The organism is Sphingobium sp. B1D7B (genome assembly GCF_025961965.1).
GTDB lineage: Bacteria > Pseudomonadota > Alphaproteobacteria > Sphingomonadales > Sphingomonadaceae > Sphingobium.
Map to the genome: position 1 here is coordinate 13,171 of NZ_JAOQOR010000002.1, position 23,450 is coordinate 36,620.

General features: G+C 60.8%; 20 protein-coding genes and 1 riboswitch. Of the genes, 10 read left to right on the top strand and 10 right to left on the bottom strand.

The window, feature by feature from the left end:
• Nucleotides 1-7: 7 nt before the first annotated feature.
• The 9 genes from M2336_RS17410 to M2336_RS17450 all read right to left on the bottom strand — a co-directional run bounded on the left by M2336_RS17410 (nucleotide 8) and on the right by M2336_RS17450 (nucleotide 9,559).
• Entirely contained in the window at nucleotides 8-1,249 is a 1,242-nt protein-coding gene (locus tag M2336_RS17410; RefSeq protein WP_264593277.1) for an MFS transporter, read from the bottom strand.
• A 38-nt stretch (nucleotides 1,250-1,287) separates the two neighbouring features.
• Nucleotides 1,288-1,794, bottom strand: a complete 507-nt coding sequence (locus M2336_RS17415; protein ID WP_264593278.1) for a winged helix-turn-helix transcriptional regulator — start codon at nucleotides 1,792-1,794, stop codon at nucleotides 1,288-1,290.
• A gap of 416 nt (nucleotides 1,795-2,210) precedes the next feature.
• Complete coding sequence (locus tag M2336_RS17420) at nucleotides 2,211-3,008, bottom strand: energy transducer TonB (protein WP_264593279.1); 798 nt, start codon at nucleotides 3,006-3,008, stop codon at nucleotides 2,211-2,213.
• Entirely contained in the window at nucleotides 3,005-3,286 is a 282-nt protein-coding gene (locus M2336_RS17425; RefSeq protein WP_264593280.1) for a DUF3325 domain-containing protein, read from the bottom strand. The genes M2336_RS17420 and M2336_RS17425 overlap by 4 nt, the downstream gene beginning before the upstream one ends.
• Nucleotides 3,283-3,567: a hypothetical protein gene (locus M2336_RS17430; RefSeq protein ID WP_264593281.1), complete on the bottom strand. Its 285-nt coding sequence runs from the start codon at nucleotides 3,565-3,567 to the stop codon at nucleotides 3,283-3,285. The genes M2336_RS17425 and M2336_RS17430 overlap by 4 nt, the downstream gene beginning before the upstream one ends.
• A gap of 14 nt (nucleotides 3,568-3,581) precedes the next feature.
• A complete protein-coding gene (locus tag M2336_RS17435; RefSeq protein WP_264593282.1) occupies nucleotides 3,582-5,282 on the bottom strand; it encodes a PepSY-associated TM helix domain-containing protein in 1,701 nt (566 codons plus the stop codon).
• Between the two features lie 37 nt (nucleotides 5,283-5,319).
• Nucleotides 5,320-7,854, bottom strand: coding sequence for a TonB-dependent siderophore receptor (locus tag M2336_RS17440; protein WP_264593283.1), 2,535 nt, complete (start codon nucleotides 7,852-7,854; stop codon nucleotides 5,320-5,322).
• A 130-nt stretch (nucleotides 7,855-7,984) separates the two neighbouring features.
• Nucleotides 7,985-8,956 (bottom strand): FecR family protein, encoded by a 972-nt coding sequence (locus M2336_RS17445; RefSeq protein WP_264593284.1) that lies wholly within the window; start codon nucleotides 8,954-8,956, stop codon nucleotides 7,985-7,987.
• Nucleotides 8,957-9,049: 93 nt separating this feature from the next.
• Nucleotides 9,050-9,559, bottom strand: a complete 510-nt coding sequence (locus M2336_RS17450) for a sigma-70 family RNA polymerase sigma factor (RefSeq protein WP_264593285.1) — start codon at nucleotides 9,557-9,559, stop codon at nucleotides 9,050-9,052.
• Nucleotides 9,560-10,143: 584 nt separating this feature from the next.
• A riboswitch (cobalamin riboswitch) is annotated at nucleotides 10,144-10,335 on the top strand.
• Between the two features lie 151 nt (nucleotides 10,336-10,486).
• Here M2336_RS17450 and M2336_RS17455 point away from each other — a divergent pair.
• The 5 genes from M2336_RS17455 (at nucleotide 10,487) to M2336_RS17475 (ending at nucleotide 15,446) form a co-directional block, all read left to right on the top strand.
• Nucleotides 10,487-12,301 (top strand): TonB-dependent receptor plug domain-containing protein, encoded by a 1,815-nt coding sequence (locus M2336_RS17455; protein WP_264593286.1) that lies wholly within the window; start codon nucleotides 10,487-10,489, stop codon nucleotides 12,299-12,301.
• An 89-nt stretch (nucleotides 12,302-12,390) separates the two neighbouring features.
• Nucleotides 12,391-13,107, top strand: coding sequence for an ABC transporter substrate-binding protein (locus tag M2336_RS17460; RefSeq protein WP_264593287.1), 717 nt, complete (start codon nucleotides 12,391-12,393; stop codon nucleotides 13,105-13,107).
• On the top strand, nucleotides 13,104-14,072 hold the full coding sequence (locus M2336_RS17465; RefSeq protein WP_264593288.1) for a FecCD family ABC transporter permease: 969 nt from the start codon (nucleotides 13,104-13,106) through the stop codon (nucleotides 14,070-14,072). Before M2336_RS17460 ends, M2336_RS17465 begins: the two co-directional genes overlap by 4 nt.
• The gene (locus M2336_RS17470) at nucleotides 14,072-14,830 is read left to right on the top strand and encodes an ABC transporter ATP-binding protein (RefSeq protein ID WP_264593289.1); all 759 of its coding nucleotides are present in this window, start codon (nucleotides 14,072-14,074) and stop codon (nucleotides 14,828-14,830) included. Before M2336_RS17465 ends, M2336_RS17470 begins: the two co-directional genes overlap by 1 nt.
• Before the next feature lie 43 nt (nucleotides 14,831-14,873).
• Nucleotides 14,874-15,446, top strand: coding sequence for a cob(I)yrinic acid a,c-diamide adenosyltransferase (locus M2336_RS17475; protein ID WP_264593290.1), 573 nt, complete (start codon nucleotides 14,874-14,876; stop codon nucleotides 15,444-15,446).
• Between the two features lie 22 nt (nucleotides 15,447-15,468).
• Here M2336_RS17475 and M2336_RS17480 read toward each other — a convergent pair whose 3' ends face one another.
• The gene (locus M2336_RS17480; protein WP_264593291.1) at nucleotides 15,469-15,915 is read right to left on the bottom strand and encodes a MarR family winged helix-turn-helix transcriptional regulator; all 447 of its coding nucleotides are present in this window, start codon (nucleotides 15,913-15,915) and stop codon (nucleotides 15,469-15,471) included.
• Nucleotides 15,916-16,333: 418 nt separating this feature from the next.
• Between M2336_RS17480 and M2336_RS17485 the strand changes: the two genes are divergently transcribed.
• From M2336_RS17485 to M2336_RS17505, 5 genes are all read left to right on the top strand, one after another.
• A complete protein-coding gene (locus tag M2336_RS17485) occupies nucleotides 16,334-17,728 on the top strand; it encodes an ethanolamine ammonia-lyase subunit EutB (protein ID WP_264593292.1) in 1,395 nt (464 codons plus the stop codon).
• Nucleotides 17,721-18,464: an ethanolamine ammonia-lyase subunit EutC gene (gene eutC / locus M2336_RS17490; RefSeq protein WP_264593293.1), complete on the top strand. Its 744-nt coding sequence runs from the start codon at nucleotides 17,721-17,723 to the stop codon at nucleotides 18,462-18,464. The genes M2336_RS17485 and eutC overlap by 8 nt, the downstream gene beginning before the upstream one ends.
• Before the next feature lie 511 nt (nucleotides 18,465-18,975).
• Nucleotides 18,976-19,866, top strand: a complete 891-nt coding sequence (locus tag M2336_RS17495; protein WP_264593294.1) for a hypothetical protein — start codon at nucleotides 18,976-18,978, stop codon at nucleotides 19,864-19,866.
• Between the two features lie 50 nt (nucleotides 19,867-19,916).
• Nucleotides 19,917-22,202, top strand: coding sequence for a TonB-dependent receptor (locus tag M2336_RS17500; RefSeq protein WP_264593295.1), 2,286 nt, complete (start codon nucleotides 19,917-19,919; stop codon nucleotides 22,200-22,202).
• A 130-nt stretch (nucleotides 22,203-22,332) separates the two neighbouring features.
• Entirely contained in the window at nucleotides 22,333-23,385 is a 1,053-nt protein-coding gene (locus M2336_RS17505) for an aromatic ring-hydroxylating dioxygenase subunit alpha (protein ID WP_264593296.1), read from the top strand.
• The last annotated feature ends 65 nt before the right edge of the window (nucleotides 23,386-23,450 follow it).

The following is a 23,450-nucleotide window of genomic DNA, read 5'->3' on the forward strand; positions in this document are numbered from 1 at the left end:
GCCCTTTCTAGTTGGCGGAAAGCGTTCGAGCAGGATGCTTGCGGCAATTGCGTAGCGAGGGCAGCGCCAGCACCGCAGCGGCAGCGATCAGGGCGAATACACCCGAGGTGACGAACGCAGGCTCGTAACTGCCTGCCGCCTCGCGCACGACGCCAGCGGCATAGGCGGCAAGAGCCGCGCCGATCTGATGCCCGACGACGATCCACCCGAACACGATCGGCGCGGCACGGTCACCGAAGGCGCGGTTGCTCAGCGCGAGCGTCGGCGGCACGGTCGCGACCCAGTTGAGGCCGTAGATCACCGCGAACACCGCCATGCCGATCCCGCCGAAGTCGATCGCCGGCAGCAGCAGCAACGATGCTCCGCGAAGTGCATAGTAACCGACCAGAAGCCGCCTGGGATCGTAGCGATCGGTGAGCCATCCGGATGCGGTCGTCCCGATCAGGTCGAACACGCCCATCACGGTCAGCAGACCGGCCGCCGCCACGGGCGCTACGCCATGATCGCCGCAATAGGCGATCATGTGCATTCCGATCAGCCCGTTGGTGGTGAAGCCGCAGACGAAGAAGCTGCCGAACAGCAGCCAGAAGATCGGCCGCCGCGCCGCCATCGCCAGCATCGGCAGCGCCGCCAAGGGTGCCGATGCTGCCGTAACGGCCGCCTCCGCTTCGCTTTCGCCGAAACGGGTCGCGCCGACATCGGTGGGCCGTTCCGGCATGAAGACGGCGACCAGTGCAACCAGCACCAGGCATGTGACGCCGACCGTCTCCACAACCGGTCGCCACGCGCCGCCTTCGCTCAGCCAGGCAAGCGCGGGCAGGAACACCAGCGCGTCAGTCGCTGTGCTGGCGGAGAACAGCCCCATGACCAGACCCCGCCGCTCCGCGAACCAGCGGTTGACGACTGCCGCCGCCAACACGGGTGCGATTGCGCCGCTGCCAATCCCCGACAGAACGCCCCAGGTCAGCAGATAATGCCAGCTCTCGCGCATCCACAGACTAGCCAGCGTCGCCATTCCCATCAGCGCCAGTCCACCGAGCATCACCCGGCGGATGCCGAAGGACTGCATCAGCGAAGCGGCGAACGGGCCAGTCAGCCCGAACAGCAGGATGCCGACAGCTCCGGTCAACGATACGGTGGCGCGGTCCCATCCGAAATGCATTGAAAGCGGCAGCATTAGGACACCCGGTGCCGCGCGCACCCCCGCAGCGGCCAACAGCGCCACGAAGGTGACGGCGACCACGATCACATGGTGTCGGCCTTTTCGCGACGGCCTTGTATTGGCGCTCACCACCGTTGCCCTCCTTCGGGCGGTCCCATGAGATAGCGGCTTCGGGTTTCGCTGCCGGCCGCCGGACCGGATATCCAACGGAAGGCCGGATCGGACAGCGGTGTGCCGCTGGCGGCATCGACCATGACCGGCTCGGCCTCGATCCCCGTGCGCGTGTCGAGCACCGTCACGCTTAATCCTTCTGGTGCAAAATGGCGGTTGCCGAACGCGAGCAACGCCACCAGCACGTCGCGGAAGTCCTCCCCGCGCGCAGTGGGCACATATTCAAAGCGTTGCGGCCGATCCGAGTAGAGCCGCTTTTCCAACATTCCTGCTTCAACCAACCCGCGCAGTCGCCTGGTCAACATCCCCGGTGCAATGCCGAGGTTACGCTGAAACTCATCAAAGCGCGTGAACCCGGCCAGCGAGTCACGCAGGATCAGGATGTTCCACCACTCGCCGACGTGTTGCAGGCTGCGCGCGATCGGGCATTCCCGTTCTTCGAGGCTCTTATGTGCGACCATGGAACGAGCCATGGCATAGTAACTATCATAATGATAGTATCTATGAATTGCTCATCCAACACAGAATGACGTTGTCCGATCGACAACCTCATCCCCAAAAACTCGTGCCTTTTGGGGGAAGTTGGCGCGATGACGACAATCAGGTGATTCTCGCCACCCTTACCAAGCTCCCAGCCCTCGGCGTGTCTCCGGAGCCAACTATGTCCCCTTCCGATACAGCCGGTCATTCACGGACCGTTTAAGGAACGACTTGAGTTGGTCGCGAACTGACAGTTTGAGCAACCAAGGCCTACGGCCGCAATCTTTTTGTAAATCGAGTATTCTCCAGCTGAATGCGACCTTAAAATCTGCTATCTTTCATCAGCGCGGCCTTGGAGAACTAATGTTGGGCTTCATTGCCCATATCCAACTCCCCCTTATCGAAGGAAGAATTCCACCGGCACCACAAGCTCGACCGTATCACCCTTCACGTCCTCGGGCGGCTTGGGCAGGGGTTGGGCGCGCTTGGGAAGTGCCAGCGCTTCGTCGTCGAGTGAGCGGTGGCCTGAGGAACGCTCCAGCCGGACGGAGAGCAGCTTGCCTGACCGATCGATGACGAAGCGGATATAGGGCACGCCCTGCTGACGGCGGAACATGGCATCGCGCGGATAGCGCTTCACCTTGTTGAGCGCACCCAGCACCAGCCCCTCCCAGGTCGGTTTGCCCGTCGACACGTGCGGCGCGGGCGGCATTGGTCTGCTTTCAGGCGCTGTCGTTCGCTCCACGGGAGGACCCGGATCAGGAACAGGCTTTGCGGCAGGAACGGGCTGCGGATTGGCGCTGGGTACCTGCACTTCCGGCGGCGCGACAATAGGTGCATCCTGCTCGGGCTGCTTTCGTTCCTTCTCGATCTGCTTCGGGCCGGGCGGCGTTTCGCTCACTGGGATTGGGGGTGCGGCAGGGGGCGCCACGTCAAACATCGTCAGTGCTTTTGGCGCCTGCGCAGACTGATACGTCGTCCAGGTGAACAGCGATCCGCCAATGATCAGCAGCCCGATCATGGCCGTGCCACCTATGCCGCAAAGGCGAGTGCGCAACTCCATCGGCTGATCGCTGTAGCGCACAGGCAGGCGCGCTTCACGACTATGCGGGCGCGATGGCGGACATGTCAGCATGTCCTGCATGTCGTCGGGGCGATCATATGGATCGCGCCGGTGACCGACGGCGCGCTTCATATCCGCCACCATTTGTCGCTGTAGGTGATAGAGAGCCCGACGATCAGGGCCGCGACTGTGAGCAGGGCAAACCATAAAACGAGGCCGGTGCCGATACCTTGCGCGGTGATCGCGCTCGCCATCGACGCCGCCATCAGCAGGCAGCCTGCCGTTCTAAAGGTCCGGCCGCGCATTGGAGACAGCGCTTTCCCGAACAGGTCTCGATAGTGACGCGCAAGCGAAAGCGCGAGCAGCGCGAAGCCAAGCACGGCGAGCGTGAAGGAAAGCGCAACGATCATGTCCCACCCCCTCCGCGCAAGAGGAGGCCGACAAGCAGGGCGACTGGCAGCGATACGCCGATCATCCAGAGCCACGCACGGGTGGTGCTGCGCGCATGAAACACGGCCATGATGATTGCCGCGTAAATGATGAAGCTGCCGAGCGTTGGGGCGAGCAGCGCTGCATCCTGCGCCATGCCCTGGCGACGCAGCAGCAAAAACAGCGCCACTGCAATCAGGCTTGTGAGCACATAGCCGCCCAGCGCAGCCGCCAAGATACGGCTTGTGACGGCGATCCGCATATGTGGACCCGGTTTCATGCAAACTCCACGGCACGCGCGGACCGGGGGCGAGCCGGTATGGCGGTAGCTCTGTTGCGAACCTTGAGCGCAGCGACGAGAAATGCAGCGCCCAAGACCAGCATCGTCAGATCAAATCCGGCGAGCACCCAGTCTCTGGCCGCCAAAGTCACGCCCAGATGCCTGTCGGTCGTAAGCGCATTGAGCACCGGCAGCAGCAGGAAGGCCGCAGCGGTTGCCCAGAGCACGCCCTCCCACGCCTTTTTGGCCGGACGAACGATCGCCGCCCCGATAAAAGCTGCGCCCATGGCTGCAAAGAGGCTGTGATACTCCCAGGCCGTGCGTGTCTCCATGCCTGCAGGAAGCAGGCGATTGGCCCAGAAATATGCTGCAATGCCCAGCGGTAGCCCTGCCAGCGTGCCAATATTGAGCGTTTCGACCAGACGGAAAGAGAAGCGGTCTCCCGTACCCTTCTGCTTCTGCTGCCGCTTGACCGTCCACAGGATCAGCCCCGTCGCGATCATGGCGCAGCCCAGCAGGCCGGAGAGGAAGTACAGCCAGCGCAGCAGCGGCCCGGCGAACAGCCCCTCATGTAGGGCAATGAGGATATTCTGCACCTTCCACGTCGTACCCTGCCGAAATGGCGGCGGCGAGATGTTGGCGCCGCTCACGCCATCGAACACAAGTTGTTTGCGGGCATTGCGGGCCAGGCCGTTGTCCAGAAAGATGATCGTCACGCGGGCATCGGTGCGACCCGGATGTGTGATCGCAATGCCGCCAATGGCCCCCTTGCCCCATTGGCGCTCCGCTTCCGCAGCCAGCGGGGCGAGGGGTGTCAGCGCGCCTGGCGGCGCATCTGTCTGCGCGTCATTTTCCCGTTCGGTGCGCCTTCTCTCTGGCGTGCCTGCGTCATCGAAGCGGTTGTTCGTCCGCGGATTGAGCGGATTGCTGTAGCCGTCATTGGGCCACTCATGGTCCGCGCCGTAGGCGACATTCATCGTCGCGGGCATATAGGCGTACATGAAGAAAACGAGACCGCTATAGGTTATCATCAGGAAGAACGGCATTGCCGTCACACTGATGATGTTGTGCATGTCCAGCCAGCTACGCTGCCCCTTACCGGGCCGGAACGTGAAGAAATCCTTGAAAATCTTCTTATGCGTCACGACCCCGCTCAATATCGCGAGGAACATCAGCATCGTGCAGAAGCCCACGATGAGGATCGCAGTGTGCTCGGACATATAGTGGAGATGATAGTGCAGGCGATACAGGCCGAGCCCGCCGGCCGTCTCGCGCACTTCCGGCAGATCGCCGGGCTGTTGCACAGCCCCTGTCGCCGGATCGAAGATCAGCCGCTCCCGGCGGTTGTGTGGTCTCTCATCGCCCGCCGGGCTGGCCTTTCCCGGGCCTGGCTGAAGCGGGCTGGACCATGACAGGGTCCAGTGATGCTCTGTGCGCTCCCATGACGGGTCGATAGACCACCGATCGGCATCGGGTGCCTCTTCCGCGAGAATGCGCTGCGCTTTGGCCACGGCATCCGTCGCGGAAAAGGGCGCCGATATGGTGGCGAGCGGCGCCTCCGGCTGCATCCAGCGGGTTATCTCCTCATCGAAATAACCCGCGGTGCCGGTCATGAACACAAAGTACAGGACCCAGCCGACGACCAGCCCTGCCCATGTGTGTAGCCACGCCATCGACTGACGAAACGTCTCTTTCATCGGTCTTGGCCTCGACCCTGCCACTCAGCCTGCATCATCAGTAGGTGAGCCGGCCAACCAGCAGCACGGAGCGCGGATCGCCATAGCGGTTGCCGCTGTTCCAGGCGCCCAGTCGTTGATAATAGGTCTTGTCGAAGATGTTGTTGGCGTTGATCGCCAGCGAGGCATGATCGTTCAGCCTGTAGCCGATACGCGCGTTGAAAAGTGCATAGCCTTTCTGCCGCACGATGTCGTAACCGCTATAGTTGCTCGATGTACGGCTCTGTGCATTGATGCCAGCACCGATCGACAGCCCTTGGAGCGAGCCGGGCAGGTCATAGTTCGCCCATAACCGGAAGAGATGGCGCGGCGTTATCGTGCTGAAATCCTGGCCCTGATTGGCGCTTGGGGCGCCAGTCGCCGTGCGGTCACGCAGATAGATGTTCTTGGTGTAGGTGTAGCCGGCCGTGACTTGGAGGCCCGGCACGACTTCCCCGGAAATTTCTGTCTCGAACCCCTGACCACGCACCTTGCCTTCGGCAATATAGCAGGCCCCAGCCGTGGGCGAGGCGGCACAAGGCTGCGGATTTTCAGGGTCAATCTGGGAACGGTTGGTTTCGACCACGCGGAACAGCGCGAGGGAAAGGTTGAGCTTGCCATCGAAATATTCGCCCTTGGCGCCCAACTCATAATTCGCGCCTCGTACCGGAGGCAGAATGGACCCGTCGGCCTGGTAAAGGCTGTTCTGCACGCGAAAGATCTCCGCGTAGCTCACATAGGTGGACCAGTTGCTCGAAAGATCGAGCGTCACGCCGCCATAAGGTGTGAACACGCCCTTCTGCTTGCGGTTCACGAAGGCCGCCGTCGCGCTGGCCTTCGTGCCGGATTGATAGTTGCTGAGGCGAGCGCCGAGAATGATCTTCAGGGGATCGGCGACGTTCAGCCGGGCGACGCCCCAGACACCTTCCTGAATCACACGGCTGTAGTAACCGGTAGGAATGAGAGGGCCGAAGCTGGGCTCGGAATAGAGCCACGGATTTGCCTGAGCATAGACCTGGGGGGTGGCATTGATGGAAACCCGCGCTTCACGTCTGCCATAGGAAACCTGACGGGAATAGCTTGCTCCCATCACGATCTCATGGTTGCGACCGAAGAGGGTTACATCGCCGCCTGTCTGTGCCTCGCCTGACACCGTTTCCGTGTCGGCGACAATGTTGGTGATCGTCGCGACGTTCGTGCTGGCGTTGCCCAGCCGCGAACCAATGCCGGTGATGACATCGATGGGTGCAACAACCGCGGAGTTGGGCGCGACATAGTCCTGCAACCAGTGCTGAAAGTTGAGCTGCGCTTTCGCTTTCCAGGTGCCGCCCAGTTGCTGCTCGACACTGCCGAACGCATTGGTCGCGTTTACTTCGAAATAGTTCCACCCCGGCGCGATCCCGCGCGACGAACGAGGAAGGCGAGAATCCCGGCCGTCGGAAAGCCAGGGCAGGCCACCACCGACAAAACCATCCGTATTATTCTCCTCATAACTGGCACCGAAGGAGAGGAGCGTTGTAGGCGTTACATCCGCTTCAACGATGCCGTAGACCAGCGGGCGCTTGATGTGGACAAGGTCAATGTAGGACTCACGGTCCTCATAAGCTGCAATGGTACGCACGCGCAGCCAGTCCGTTACCGGCAGACTGATATCCGCTTCACCGCGAAACTGGTTCCAGCTGCCCGCATGGGCTACGAAGCCGTAGCGGGCTTCTTTCAGCGGCCGTTTGCGCACCAGATTGACAACACCGCCGGGATTGCCTTGCCCTGCGACAAGACCCGCCGCGCCACGCATGATCTCGACACGATCGAACATGGCAACATTTGGCGCATAGCCACCCGTGCCGCCGCCTGCGCCCATCACCCCGTCAATTTGCGCCGATCCCATGGAAAAGCCGCGCGAGTAGAAGGTCAGCGAACCCAGGTTGGCCGCCTGCGCGGTCATCCCTGTCGAGGACTCGATGGCCTCGTCGATCGTGATGAAGTTACGGTCCTCGATCTGTTGCCGGGTCACAACGGACACGGACTGCGGTGTCTCGCGCAAGGTCAGTGGAAGCTTGGAGGAGGTGATGGCGCCGCGCGGTGTGTAGGAACGGGTGCTTTCGGAGGCCAGCATATCCGAATTGCCACTCGCGATCAGACCGCCTGAACCACCGGCGCCTTCAACGCGCACGGGGCCAAGCCGCACCGCGCCATTCTCTGCGGAAGGGGCCGGTTCGAGAATGGCCGAGGTCGGTGCCGTGAAGCGGTAGGTCAGGCCGGTTCCGGCGAGCAGCTGGCTCAGCGCCGCAGCCGGCGCGAAACTGCCTTTGATCGCGCTGGTCCGGATGTTCGCACCGTCGCTGCTGGCGTAGGAAATCTGAATGCCGGACTGCTGCATGAACAGGCGCAAGGCTTCGTTGAGCGGCAGGGCAGGGATGTCGAAGCTACGCTGGGACACGCTCCCCGCACTCTGAGCCGAAACGGCCGCAGGGTGGGCAAGGGCGAGCACGGCGGCGCTGGTGGAGAGCAGGCATTGAAGACCGAAACGTGTAACGAACTGCGAGCGAAGCATAAGTCCCCCGGACGATGGCGCCGCCCTGCGCGGCGCCTTAATGCCGTTGCGACGCAGTTGCATCTCCCGGCATTGCTATGACCGGCCTCGGCCTCAAATGCCCAACCCCCTCCATTCCAATTTTTTCAAATCAACGGATGATGACGGTTCCGGCAGGGAGCCGGAGCAGTCGCAATCCCGCGCCGGCTACCAGCGACTGGAGCGCATCGTCTGGCCGATCGGTGCGGAACACGCCGCTTACCCTTAGGCTCTCCGCTGTATCCGCCCACAGGAGCGTCGGGCCGCTTCGATAGCGAGCGATCCTGCCGATTGCTTCGCGCAGGGGTACATCGTCGATGAGCAGTTCCCCGTTGCGCCAGGCCGCGATCCGGTCGGGCGCGGCGCTGGCGAGCCTCTGCATCACACCATTCCGATATCTGATCTGTGTACCGGCATGCAGGATCAGCGGCACCTGGCCGCCAGCCGCGGTCACTCCAACCGCGCCCTCGCTGACGGACACTGATGCACCTTCATCCCCTTGCGCCACCTCGAAGGCCGTGCCGATATCCTGCGCCACGCCTCCCAGCGCCTCGACGCGGAACGGCCGGGCATCGGCATGCGAGACGTTGAACCAAGCACGGCCGCGCAGCAGTTCGATCCGCCGCTCGCCATCGGCATAACGGACCGCGATTGCTGATCCGGTATCGAGCACCGCCGTTGACCTGTCCGGCAGAATGACGGTGCGGACTTCACCCGTCCCGGTCAGATGATCGGCGCGAAGATGAATCAGCAGGGAGGGGCCTGTAACGATGGCGACGAGCGAAGCCGCGATTGCGGATGCCAGAGCGCGTCTCGCAACGGGCCGACTCCAGCGCCGGCGCGAAACCCCTTCCGCTTGCCGGGAGCGCGCCGAAGCGGGCCGGCTGAACAGGGCGCGGTGCGCCTCCAGATCCTGCCAGAAGCCTCGCTCGCGCTCGAAGGCGATGGCGTGCGCGGGATCACTTGCGAGCCATGCCTTGAGCGCATCCAGATCGACAGCGTCAGTTTCGCCGGAAGCAAGGCGGAGCACCCACGCACGCGCGCGTTCGGCGATAGCAGTCTCTCTTTTCTTCGATGTTTCCATCCAATCAGCAACTCACCCGTCGCCGGCGTGATGGCCGGTGTACATCTAAGACTGTCGAACAAGCCTGTTGCCTAACCCGCACGCAGAAGGAAATCATGAACTGCCGTCGCGGGCCTTCGCGAGCATCTGCATAGCCCGGCGCATGTGCTTCTCCACCGTTGTCGTCGAAATGCCCAGGCGGTCGGCTACGGCGCGCTGTGTCAGCCCCTCATAGCGATGCAATTCGAAAATGCGACGGGTCTGCTCCGGCAACCCGTTTGCTGCGATCTCGATTCGACGTAGCGCCTCGTTGGCGATGACGACACGGTCCGCTGCGAGTGCATGATCGGTCCCCCATAATAGCGCCTGCGCTTCTTCATGCACGGTCGCGCGTCGCGCTTCATTGCTTACATGATCCACAGCCAGGTTTGTGGCGAGCCGGTAGAGATAAGCGCGCTTGTTGAGGATCGGCGGATCGTCGCCGATCCGTTGAATGCGAAGCCAAAGCGATTGTGTTACGTCTTCCGCCGCCGGTGCTGTGCCGACAATCCGCTGAGCCAAGCGCAGGAGCGAGAGGCGTTCGGTCAGCAGCAGGCGCGTCAGGGCGGTTGCATTGGTAGACATTACCAGAAGGCATTAGCAGATTGCGAATAACTCGCAACAACGGCAGTTCATGCGACCGCCGGATATATCCGGATTAATGACGAAGAGGACGGGAATCTCATGCGCTGTTCAATCGAAAACTGGGTGTCTGTCAGAAAACGGCGAAGGTGGCCTAACCATCTAAAAAGACGGAAACTTTTGGTTTTCGTTGTTTCGTTGTCGTCGACAACGCGAAACCGATGTCTTCGCCGAAATCGAGCATGTCATTGCCTTAGTCGCTTAGTGATTGAGTAGAAAATCGGCGCGGGATCGGCCGGATCGGTTGCTTCCGCCTAGAGGAGTCATTCGCGACCAGAATTCCGAACGACTTGATCTGGTCGTAAGCCGACCTTGGGCTGATGTTCCCAAGTCACGGGGGAAGGCGAGAAGGCGGTCAACTCGACCAGATGAGGGCAAGGGATGTTCGGCATTTCTGCGGCGACGATCTCTCATCGCACTACATAATTCAAAACGATATCGTCCAACTTGAAACGCTGTGAGCTGCCCCAGGCGTCAGGTAAGTTCCATATGGAACTAAATCCTTGACGGCGCGACGGGCGTCGATTTAATCAGGATCTGTCGCGGGCCCTCGTGGGAGCGAGGCGCGAAAGGGAAGTCCGGTGCAAGTCCGGCGCTGTACCCGCAACTGTAACCGGCGAGCCGAGCGCCAACATGCCACTGCGAGGCCAATCGTGGGAAGGCGGTGCGAAGGCGTTAACCCGGGAGCCAGGAGACCTGCCCGCTGACAGTTTGTCCTTCGCCGGTCGGGAAGTGCCGGTCGATCGAGGCTGAAACCCTCGCGTGACGACGCAGGAAATGGCAGCGCTGGCCTTGCAGGCTGGCCGATGCCGTATGGCAGGGGTTGGCCGAATGAAAGGGACAGGCTTTTTCGGATTAGGTCTCGCGTTGATGGCAGGCGCGCCGGCGGAGGCGCAAGGTCAGGCCCAGCAGAACCAAATCCTCGTGATAACTGCCACGGGAACACCACAGGACCGCGATGAAAGTGGGCAGGCAATCACGGTCATTGACGCGGCGACCATCGAGATTAGCCAGGCACGCAGCGTGACAGATCTCCTTGCCCGTTTGCCCTCTGTGCGGGCCACGACCAATGGCAGTCTTGGTTCGGTATCCGGTGTGTCGCTGCGTGGGGCAGAAACGGGTCAGACGCTCGTCCTGCTTGATGGTGTGCGCGTCAACGATCCTAGCAGCACCAGCGACGCTGCCGATTTCGGCAATCTGCTGGTCGGCAACATTCGCGGAGCAGAGGTGATGCGCGGTTCAAACGCCATTGCTTATGGCTCGTCTGCAATAGGAGGCGTGGTTAATCTCACCACGCGGGATCCCGATGCGCCCGAGGGGCTATCTGCACGCGTCTCGGTTGAAGGGGGATATGCCGCCACGGTGCAGAGCGTTGCCGACATTGGCTGGCGCCGCGGCGATCTTCGAGCCGATGCCGGCATAGTGCACCTGCGCACCGACGGTATTTCCAGCGCGGCCCCACGCTTCGGCGCAACGGAGCGAGACGCGCTGGAGAACTGGACGGCCCATGCCCGGATTGAAGTCCCGATCAGCGACGGACTCAGCCTCGATCTGCGTGGATATGGCATCGATGCGACGCTCGATTATGACAGCTTTTTCGGCGAGCCCGCAGACAGTACCGACGAGAGCCGGTTCCGGCAGTTCACCGGCCATGCAGGCGTCAATGCATCAAGCTTCGATGGGCGCCTCATTAGCCGGTTCGCCGTAACCTATCTGGCCAATAGTCGCGACTATCGCTTCATAGCGGGGGCTGCCCCGGATTTCGGTTATCGCGGTGCGGTATGGCGCCTCGATTATCGCGGCAAGGTGGCGCTTGGCGCCTCAGCTGATCTGCTGATGGGTTATACACACGACGTGCCTGTATATCGCTTCTACGGTTTCGGGTCTGAAGAGCGACATGCAGCCAGAACCGACAGCGGCTACGCAATGTTCATGCTCAAACCGCTTCAGCGACTTTCGCTCACCGGCGGCGTGCGGCATGATGCCCATAGCCAGTTCGGGGGCGTCACGACCTTCGGAGCAAATGCCAATTTGGGTCTGGACGATCAGACCCGACTGCGGGCTGCATTCGGTCAGGGCTTTCGCGCGCCGTCCCTCTACCAGCTCTATGATGCATATAGTGGCAATGCGGCCTTGGCTCCGGAGCGGTCGGACAGTTTCGATGTGGGATTCGATCGACGGCTTTTCGGGGGGCGGGGCCAACTCGCCCTCACAGTCTTCAAGCGCAGGACGCGCCGGCAGATCGATTATGACGGTTCGACGTTCCGCTATGTCAACCTTGCCCGCACCAGCACGACCGGCCTTGAGCTGGAGGCACGCTTCGCCCCGGTCGACGGGCTCGATCTGCAACTGGCCTACAGTCTGCTCGATACCCGCGACCAAGCCGAGCACCATCTGCCGCGGCGACCGGTCCATGGCTTGTCGGCCTCGCTCGATAAGGCGTGGGTCTCCGGTTTCTCGACCGGCATAAGCCTGCGTTATGCCAGTGCCGCAGTCGATCGCACTTCGCCCACCGGCACGCTGGACAGTTATGTACTGGCCGATCTACGTGCTGCTTGGGCCTTGAGTGAGCGGTTCGAGCTGTTTGGCCGTGTGGAGAACGCCTTCGATCGCATGTATGAGACGGCTTATGGCTACGGAACTTATGGTCGAGCGGTCTATGGCGGCCTGCGCGTGACCTTGTGAGGATGCTGGCGCCTCTGGTCATGCTGGCGCTCGCCAGCTGCGGAAGCGGCACCCTGGCTCCTGTGTCGCACGAAGGCCCGCCGCGAGTCATGTCCCTCAATCCGTGCATCGACGCGATCCTTGTGCAGGTGGCAGACCCCGCGCAAATCCTCTCGATCAGCCATTATAGCCATGATCCGCGCGCCACCTCCCTTCCACTCGGCCTGGCGCGACGTTATCCGGCCAATAGCGAAACGGCTGAAGAAGTCATTGCGCTGCAGCCCGACGTCGTGCTGCTCGGTGCTCATGTCGCGCCTGCCACCCGGCGCGCTATCGGATCGGTCGGCATCCACATTGAACAGGTGGACGTGCCATCGACAATCGAGGAGAGCCGTGCGCAGGTGATCGCCGTGGCCCGCGCCGTGGGGCATGAGGCGCGCGGCCGGGCCCTGGTGGCGCGGATTGATGCGGCGCTGGCCGCTGCCGCGCCGAGACCTGGACAAAAGCCTCTGCCAACGTTGATCCGCATGGGCGGCGGACTGGTGCCAGGGGAGGGCACGCTCGTCGCAGAATTGCTCGCACGCACCGGGTTTCGCAACGCCAGTGCTGGCTATGGCCTTGCGATGTGGGATATCCTTCCGCTGGAACCGCTGATCGCTCGTCCGCCCCGGCTCCTTCTGACCGAGGACGGAGAGACGGGTCTGCTGGCCAAGGCGCCGGGCCTGCGTGTGGCGCATTTCCCGGATCGTCTGCTGCAATGTGCTGGACCCAATCTTATCGAGGCAGCTCGCCGTCTCGCCGCGATCCGCCGTGAGGCCGAGGCGTGAGCCGCGTCGCCAAGCTGGCGGTGCTTTCCCTCGCTGTCGGGCTGGCCGTGATCTTGTCGCTCGTCGCGGGCAAGGTCTGGGTACCCCTCTGGGGTTTGGCGGTCGGCGATCCCCGCAGTGTCATCATGATTGACCTGCGCTTGCCTCGCGCTCTCCTTGCGCTGGTCATCGGCGCAGGTCTTGGCCTGTCTGGCGCGGCCCTGCAGGGCTACACGCGAAATCCGCTGGCCGATCCTGCCATTCTGGGGATTTCCGCCATGGCGGCTCTGGGGGCGGTTTGCGCCATCTTCCTTGGATTTGGCGCTTCGATCCACATGGTAGCGGCTTGCGCTATGGCTGGCGCTGGCGCGGCCGTCCTATTGCTCGCTCTCCTCGCTGGCGCCAGCGCCAGCGCGGTTGCCTTCATCCTAGCTGGCACGGTGCTATCCTCATTGGCCGGAGCGCTGGTTGCGCTGCTCATCACACTGTCGCCGAACCCCTTTGCAACCTCGCAAATCATGACCTGGTTGATGGGAGCGCTGACCGATCGAGGCTGGATCGAGCTGACGATCGCGGGTCCGCTCATCGTTGCGGGTATGGCATTGCTGCTGACACAGGCCCGGGCGCTTGACGTATTGACCCTGGGAGAGCCAGTTGCCCGCTCGCTGGGCCTTGATTTGCGCCGGCTGCAGGCGAGGCTTGCAGTCGCACTGGCGCTCATTGTCGGCGGATCGGTTGCGGTGACCGGGATTGTCGGCTTCGTCGGTCTTATCGTACCGCATCTGTTACGGCCGTGGTTTGGCGCCCAGCCCTCGCAGCTGCTTGTGCCAAGTGCTCTGGGTGGCGCGCTGCTCGTTCTCGCTGCTGACAGTCTCGTCAGGCTGGTGCCTGGCGCAGGGGAGTTGCGGCTGGGCGTTGCGATGGCAATCATCGGTGCACCGTTCTTTTTCTCGCTGCTCGTGCGCCTGCGGAAGGATTTTGCCTGATGCTCGCCATTGATAAGCTGGGCGCCAGCGCCGGGGCAAAAACCTTGCTTGCGGGGATTGACCTGGTCCTGCATCCCGGACGCCTCACGGCGATCGTCGGACCGAACGGTGCTGGAAAATCGACATTGCTTGCCTGTCTCGCCGGCCTCCGTCGGCCCGATCGTGGCCATCTATTTCTAGACGGCGCGGCGCTTGCAGATCTTCCTGCACGCGAACGTGCGCGTCGTATCGGCTACTTGCCGCAGGACGCGCCGCTCCACTGGAACATTGCGGTGCGGGCCCTCGTTCGGCTTGGACGTTTTCCTTACGGCGACGCAAACGCGCCAGCAGGTCGACGCGCGATCGAGCAGGCCATGAACAGGCTCGATCTACACTCTCTTGCCGATCGTCTCGTAGGCAGTCTTTCGGGCGGCGAGCGCGCTCGCGTCATGCTGGCGCGCGTCCTCGCGGGCGAACCTGCCTGGATTCTGGCTGACGAGCCACTTGCGGCACTCGATATCGTTCATCGTCACAATCTGATGGCGCATTTGCGAAACGGAACCGCGCAAAACGTGGGCGTCGTCGTCGTCCTGCACGATCTCTCGATCGCCGCCCGTTATTGCGACGATGCATTGCTCTTGTCCGAGGGCAAAGTTGTTGCGAGCGGGCGGGCTGAAGGCGTCCTCACACCGGAGGTGCTTGGCCCTGTATTCGACGTCGAATTTGGTTGGGCTCCCGGCAATGATGGAAGAGCCATCCTCACACATTTTCCGCGCTGAAGAGATCGGACGCGATCCATCACAGAACGAAGGGAGCAGCCAGATGGTGAAATTGAACTGCATCTATACGCGCACGGGCGACGATGGGAGCACAGGTCTGGTAGACGGATCGCGCGTTCGGAAGGATCATCCGCGGATGATCGCGATTGGCGACGTTGACGAACTCAACAGCCTGCTCGGTCTGGCGATGACTGCACTGGATAGCCAAGATGTCCGACTTCTGGCATCCGTTCAGAATGACCTTTTCGACCTTGGTGCCGACATCGCCACGCCCGGCGATGATTTTTCACCGTCGGACTTGGCGCTTCGTATCGTTCCATCGCAGGTCGGCCGGCTGGAACGCGAAATCGATCGCCTCAACACTGACCTAGAACCCCTGCGCAGCTTCATCTTGCCCGGAGGACTCGAGGCGGCTGCCCGAGTACACGTCGCCCGCTCGGTGGCGCGGCGCGCCGAGCGGAGCCTCGTTTCCGCGGCGCGCGACGCAGCAATCAATCCTCAGGCGGCAAAGTATCTTAACAGGCTCTCTGATCTCCTGTTTGTTCTGGCACGAAAACTCAATGCCAACGGCACAAGCGACGTGCTCTGGGTGCCGGGCGGACAGCGAGAAAGCTAGCCTGAACGGTCCTCGACCGCGCTCATTCCTCGATGAACTCGTTGGACCAGTTCTTCAGGATTTTCAGCAGGAGCTTGTCGAGTTGCTCGGTCTCACGCTTACTCAGGCAGCCGAACATCTTCTTTTCCTGCTCCCAAAACGGCTTGGTCGCCTTGGCGAACAACTCTCGGCCTGAATCGGTGATCGTCAGTATGGCCCGACGGCGATCTCCAGTATCGATCGTCGAGATAATCGCGCCTCTTTCGGTCAGCCTGACCACCGCACGGTGGATACTGTTTTTAGGGCGACCAGTAAGGGTACAGATGACCTGTGCCGTCATACCTCCCCAGTCTCTCAGATTCGCAAGGACATTGAGATCGTCCTCAAGAAGGCCGAACTCGGAAAAAATCTGTGCGTGAGGCTCATTGCTAAAGAAATTACCCGCAACAATCATGCGGAAGCCGAAGAAGCCCCCATGCTCCGTCTGCATTCGCCTTAGCAACTCTCCCGGCACGCGTGGCTTTGATTTTTTGTCGCGGCTACTCGAAGACTTTTTTGGGTGACCATTTGAGGCCATCCTTAGTTCCCCCGTTTTTCCAACATAATACGGCTGCTTGTTTGCCAACCGGAGTGCGAGCCGTAAAGGCCGCAAGCCTGTTTCCTGATTTTAGATCGCCTGAGGGGCAAATTGCTCCGACGAGATAAATCGGTGCTGCGCCCCGGCATGGCTCTGCTGTCCATTGCCTACGACCGGTGAACCAGAACAGATGGGTTGACAAGTTCCAAATGGAACCGTCAAATTATTGACATGAGTTGCAGCTGTTGCCGCGCATCCGAGACCGCGAGGGTTGCGGGCCTAGAACCGCGCATGAGAGGGTGACTAGTGGCAAAATGCTCGGGGGATTGAGATGAGCTACCATGCCGACATTTCCGGTACACGCTACAGGTTTGGAAGCCTCGCGCAATTGCTGGCGAACGCGACCGCTCTGCGTTCGGGCGACGTACTAGCGGGCGTGGCGGCCGAGACATCGGAACGGCGGGTCGCGGCGCGTTGGGCACTTTCAAACCTCCCGCTGTCGACGTTTCTGAATGACCTCGTCGTACCCTATGAAACAGACGAGGTGAGCCGCCTGATCATCGACACTCACGACGCAGATGCATTTTCGCCCATTAGCCATTTGACGGTTGGGGCTTTTCGCGAATGGCTGCTCGACGACCGTACAGATGGCTCTGCGATCACTGCCGTTTCACGCGGCCTGACGCCGGAGATGGTTGCGGCAGTCTCCAAGCTGATGCGAAATCAGGACTTGGTCTCGGTCGCTCAGAAAATCGAGGTCGTCACGAGATTTCGTAACACGATCGGCCTACCCAAACGGCTCTCGGTGCGGCTGCAGCCCAACCATCCTACCGACGATCCCAAAGGCGTGGCGGCGTCCATTCTCGACGGTCTGATGTTGGGGTCCGGCGATGCCGTGATTGGCATCAATCCCGCCGGCGACGATGTCGAGAACATCGGCGTGCTGCTCTGTATGCTGGACGAGATTCGGCTGGGGCTGGAGATCCCGACACAAAGCTGCGTCCTGACGCATGTCACCAACTCCCTCGAGTTGATCGGGCGCGGGGCGCCTCTCGATCTCTGTTTCCAGTCTATTGCCGGGACAGAGGCGGCCAACCGGGGCTTCGGCATTTCCCTCGGCTTGCTGCGCGAAGCGTGGGACGCAACGCTGTCGCTCGGCAGAGGCACCATCGGTACGGACGTGATGTATTTCGAGACTGGACAGGGCTCTTGCCTGTCCTCCGATTCTCATCACGGCGTCGACCAGCAGACACTCGAATGCCGGGCCTATGAAGTCGCGCGGCAGTATCGCCCGCTGCTGGTGAACTCGGTCGTTGGCTTCATTGGACCTGAATATCTGTATGACGGGAAGCAAATTCTGCGGGCGGCTCTGGAGGATCATTTCTGCGGCAAATTGCTCGGACTGCCGATGGGCCTGGACATTTGCTACACGAACCATGCCGAAGCGGATCAGGATGACATGGATGTGATTGCCACCGTTCTTGGCGTGGCCGGCGTCAGCTTTATCATGGGGATACCGGGAGCAGACGATGTCATGCTCGGCTATCAATCCACCAGCTTTCACGATGCTCTTTATCTGAGACAAGTACTCGGCTTGCGGCCAGCCCCCGAGTTCGAAGCCTGGCTGTGCGAGCGTGGCCTTGTCGATGAGGCAGGCCGGATTGCGGCCAACGGCAACATTCTTGGCAAGGCCTCCGTACCGGCGCTGGAAGCTCTTTATGACTGACCTGCCGATACGGCCGTCTCTCCAGCAGCGCCTGCGCGCCTTTACGACGGCGCGTGTGGCTATCGGGCGCGTGGGTAGTGCAGTGCCTACAGCCGCCATGCTCGATTTTCAGTTGGCTCATGCGCGCGCACGTGATGCCGTGCATGCCCCGCTTGATCCTGCCACGTTCGGCGTAATATTGTGCGGGCGGCCGGTCATTCAGGTTCGCAGTGCTGCTCCTGATCGCGCCACCTATTTGATGCGCCCGGATCTGGGACGGACGCTTCATCCTGATGATCTACCTCTTCTTGCCGGTCTGCAGTGCTCAATGGCCATCGTTCTTGCTGACGGGTTATCCGCGACTGCTGTCAAAGCACATGCGGTAGAGCTCGCCGGCGCCGTCATCGAAAAGGCCAAGCGCTGGTCCGTAGGACCCATCGTGATCGCGCATCAAGCCCGTGTAGCGCTTGGGGACGAAATTGGTGAAGCGCTGGGCGCAGACTTAGTAGTGATGTTGATCGGCGAACGCCCCGGTTTGAGCGCAGCAGACAGCCTCAGTGCCTATCTCACCTGGCGACCCAAGCGCGGTCGCCTCGACAGCGAACGAAACTGCATCTCCAATATCCGCCCTCCTCATGGATGGGAAATTGAAAGCGCCGCCGACGAGATCATGAAGATCGCGAACAGTGCGCGACTTCTTGGATGCACCGGCGTTGCGATGATCGGAGAAGCTCAAAATTCGAGGATAGAGGGTTAGGGTTGATCTACCGCGATCGGCCGTAGCTGCTTCTACCCTGAAAAGCGAAGAGTCCCTGCTCACAGGTGCGCGCGAGCCGTATCCCATGCTCGAACCTCCAGTCTCAAACCATGTTTGATCCTGCCTGCCCGCACGGAAAAACCGGACTGAAAAAAACGCGCCCGGTCATAGTTCCATGACAACTTCCTTATTGACATGGTTCCAAATGGGCCGAATAAATAGTTCCATACAGAACGAAATTTCGGATTCGTTGCGACGCTGATTAAGAGCAAGAATGCGCTGAAAGCGTGGCTTTTTCGCGCGGCAACCTGCCGATCAGCGTCCAGCCAAAGCAGGGAGGCAGCATTGTGCGTGGTAGCTCGGTCAACGTAACAATTAAGCGCTGACAGCGCCCTGCGAACTTGAAGCTTCATCCGTGGCCAGTTCGATCACATGAGCCCGGTGGACGATTGCCCGCGCCGCCAGGTTTTGGCGGCCGCCACCTACTTTCGCGAGTGGAGAGAATTTAACGATGTCCTTCGTTAACCGAGGAAAAGAGCGCCAGCGCCTCATTTCGATCATGGATGACTATCTGGCGGCCGTGCTTGCGCGGAATTTCAGTGGCCTCAAATTGGCAGCGAATTTCAAGCACACGGAGAACGGCGTCGCTCTTCCGCTCGGTGCAGGCATGGTCCGCACGATTCGTTCCAAGCGGCCTGGTGGCCAGTATTTCGTCGATGTCGCCACCGGTCAGGTCGAGCATTGGGGCGTTGTCGTGGAGGATGCTGGCGAAGCTATCTACGGAGTCCGCCTGCGGGTCAACGGCCTGCTGATCAGCGAGATTGAAACGCTCCGTGTGGGTAATACCGAACCTTATTATTTTCCGGACGTCATCCTGAAAGAGGATCCGGGATTTCACGAAATCATCCCCGCGGACCAGCGCTCCTCGCGAGAGGAACTCATCGAGATTGCCAACCGCTACTTCGACGCAATCGAGCACAATGACGGTTCCATGGTGCCTGTGAAGGGCGACTGTCAGCGGCTCGTGAACGGCGCTGAAGATACGGTCGCCGATGTCAGCGCGCTGGGTGAGGGGCATGAGCATCGTGCCCTCTCGGTGAGAGACCAGATCAGCGGGGGGCACTACGCCTATATCGAGGGGCTGCGCGCCCGCCGCTTCCCCCTCATCGATGAGGAGCGAGGGTTTGTTCTGGCTCATGTGCTGTTCGATCACCCCGGTGATCTGCCGGGGCCGAACGGTTCTGTCCCATTCGGCACGCCCAACAGCATGGTGGCGTTCGAAATATTCAAAGTAAAATCTAAGTCTGTCGATGCGGTGTGGGCGATTTGTTATTCCGTTCCATATGGCAGTGCGAGTGGATGGGGCGAGGGATCTCCAAGATCTGCGATCGACATCTCTTAGACGGGAGAATTTTATAGAATACGGGAAGTTTTGAGGAAAAGGGGAAAACAATGGCATCTTCACGTGATCTTCGCGCAGCAATGGCTTCTACGGATGACGGCCATTTCAGGAAAGAAGCGCTGACCAAGTATCGAGCGAGCGTCCACAAGGCTTTACGGACCGGTGGGTGCCTCCTGGCTGTCTCCCTGGCGACCGTTGCACATGCGCAGACCGCGCCCGATAAGGCGACAGCGCGAGATGACATCATCGTCACCGCGACGCGCGATCCGTCGCTGGCGTCCAAGACTCCCTTGTCCATTACCGCCATCGGCGGCGACGCCCTGCTCAAGACGGGCGTCACCAATCCACTCGGTCTTGCAAATGAAGTGCCGAGCCTTGAGATCAATCGCTATTACGGGCTGCAGATCACGATCCGCGGCGTCAGCAACACTGACACGACCGCAAAAGGTGACCCCTCGGCCAGTTTCCTTCTCGATGGGATCTACATTGCACGACCGCAAGCGCAGGAAACCAGCTTCTTCGATGTCGAGCGTGTGGAAGTTCTGCGCGGCCCGCAAGGCACGCTCTACGGCCGTAACAGCACGGCGGGCGTGATTAACGTCATCACCAAGCGGCCGACTGACAAATTCGAAGTCACCGGAAATGTCGGTTATGGCAATTACGACACCATCCAGGCCGACGCCGCGATCAACGTGCCGGTGGCGGAAGGCATCGCTTTCCGCTTGTCCGGACAGCTCGATCGGCGCGACACCTTCATCATCAAGGCGCCGACCGACAGCTTCAAGGATAACCCGTTCAAAGACAATCGGTCCATTCGGCTCTCCGGGAAGTTCGACTTCAATGACGACGTGAGCCTTCTGCTTGTCGGCGACTATTCGAACATGCGCGGCATTACGCAGTTCAACGTTTTAGGCGATAACTTCTTTGCGCCGGTCAATGGCGATCCAACAAATCGTCTTTATGTCGCGGATGGTTCGGCGGATCAGCGGCTTCGTCGCGGCTTCAATCAGGCGTTCGATCCTTATGTGAACAATGCGGTGTATGGCGTGATGGGCGAGTTGAGCTGGAATTTGGGGCCGGTAACCGCGACCTATCTCGGATCCTATCGCCGTCTCGACGTGGACGAGAAGACCACCGACTACCTTGGTGGTGTCAGCCCGACGCTTACAACGCAAAAATATGAGCAGAACTCGCATGAGTTCCGCCTTGCCCTCAATGACGTATCTGGCCTGAAGCTTCAGGCGGGGCTCATGTACTTCAACGAGCACTCGATGCAGTATTATGACCAGCCCAATTATTACGGCTTCGACCATTTCATTCTGGACTATGGCCCGACCAAGGCGACGTCCTACGCGGCGTTCGGGCAGGCGACCTACAGCGTCACGGATCGGCTCCGCCTGACTGGCGGACTGCGCTACACGCACGACAAGAAATCGCAGCAGGGCAACGTGATTTTCCAGATCACTGGCCTTCCTGATACGGTGCTGGTCAGCGGCACGTCCGTCGATTTTTCCAAACTGACGTGGCGGGTCGGCGCGGACTTCGACCTCGATGACCGCACCATGCTGTTCGCCAGCGTTGCGACCGGATACAAGTCTGGCGGGTTCAACGACGGATGTCTTGCCGGTTCCGTGATCGGTGGCCGCGCCTGCAATCAGCCATTGCCTGCGAGTGTACTCATCTATCAGCCCGAGGAGATCACCTCCTACGAAGGTGGCATCAAGGGCTGGTTCGCGGACAATGCGGTTCGCTACTCGCTGTCGACCTTCTATTATGACTACCGGAATCTGCAGCTGAACAGCACGGCCTTCATCGGCGGCGCGCCGACGCTGCTGATCCAGAACGCTGGTAAGGCCAAGGTCTTCGGCGTCGAAGCGGAGGCGACTCTTCGGCCTTCGCCACGCAATCGCTTCGATCTTATGGCATCGTTTCTCGATGCGAAATTCCGCTCTTACATGCCACAAGGACCCAGCGGACCCGACTTCGCCGGTAAGCCGCTGGACCGTTCTCCCGGCGCGAGCGTCACCGTCGGCTACACCTACACCCTGCCGCTCGGTGATGCCGGGTCGCTCGACCTCGGCGCGCGCACCAAGATCAGCGATTCCTATGTCGTGAGCAGCTACAGCTCAGGTATTCAGTGGCGCCAGCCCGCCTACACGCGCACCGAGGTTCAGGCGACCTACCATGCGCCTGGCGATCGCTGGTATCTCCAGGCCTATGGCCGCAACCTGGAAAATAACGTGTTGCTGACTGCGCAAACATACATTGCGGGCGCAATGGCCGTCGTGCCGGGCGATCCGCTCACTTACGGGGTGCGCGCAGGCTTCAATTTCTAAACGCCCGCCATTTTCAAGATAGAAGGCGTGCGGGTCATTCGTTCATGATCCGCACGTCCCGCGATTTCGAAATATTGCAGTTCACTCGTCCGCTGATCGGACGAAAGTCAGTCGTCCCGGAGGTCGAGACATGTATCCGTTTACGCCCGGCAGCTATGCTCCTCGCAATGGCTGGTATGTCGCCTCGTTCATAAAGGATATCGGCGAAGAGTTGCTCGAACGTTGGATTCTGAATGTCCCGGTCGTGCTCTACCGTAAGGAGAACGGCGCGGCGGTCGCGATCCACGGGCGATGTCCGCACCGGCATTTTCCGCTGGGCAAGAGCCAACGCGTCGGGGACGCCGTCCAGTGCGGCTATCACGGGATTACGTTCAATTCGGCAGGCAAATGCACTTTCGTGCCGAGCCAAAGCAACGTTCCGGGTGTCTACTCCATCCCCACTTATCCGCTCGTCGAGCGCGGTCTGTGGGCCTGGATCTGGATGGGAGATCCGGAGAAAGCCGACGAAAGTCTGATCCCGACGCTTGAGGAAATCGACTTCGAAATTCCCGGCCTCATTCCATATCCGTTTGAGACGATGGAGGTGGACGGTCGCTACCAGCTGCTGAACGACAATTTGCTCGACCTGTCTCACCTCAGCTATCTCCATGGCACCTCGATTGGGACCACGACGGATGCAGAGACGCCAGAGGTTCGCGACGTGAATGAAAGGCGGCTGTCCAGTCGCCGTATCATGCCCAATACTGACATGACGCCGGTGCTGATGGAGATCACGGAATATCGTGGAAAGATTGATCGCATCAACGGCATGGATTTCTATGCGCCCGGGTTCCACGCGGGCCTCGGCGACTTTCAGGTCTCCGAAGGGCATGAGCGGGCCGGGGAGTATCTGAGCAAGGGGCGGGTGTGGCACGCGGTGACGCCTTCCACCATGTATACCAGCCTCTATTTCTTCGCGATGACCGTTTCGGACCTCAAACAGATCGACCGAACCAAAGTAATCATCAAGAAGGTCCTGGATGAGGATCTGCTCGCGACGATCGAGATCGAGAAGATCGTGCGGCGCATGGGGGAGGCGGAGCTCCCCAAGGAACTTATGATCAAGAGCGACCAGACCGCCGTCATGGGACGGCGCATCATGCAAGCGCTCATGGACAAGGAAAAAGCAGAGGCGCAAGCGTGAGCAGTCTCGCCGTTCCTGTATCTGAGCCATGGTCGATGAGACGACGCTGGGTTGGCTGTACAACG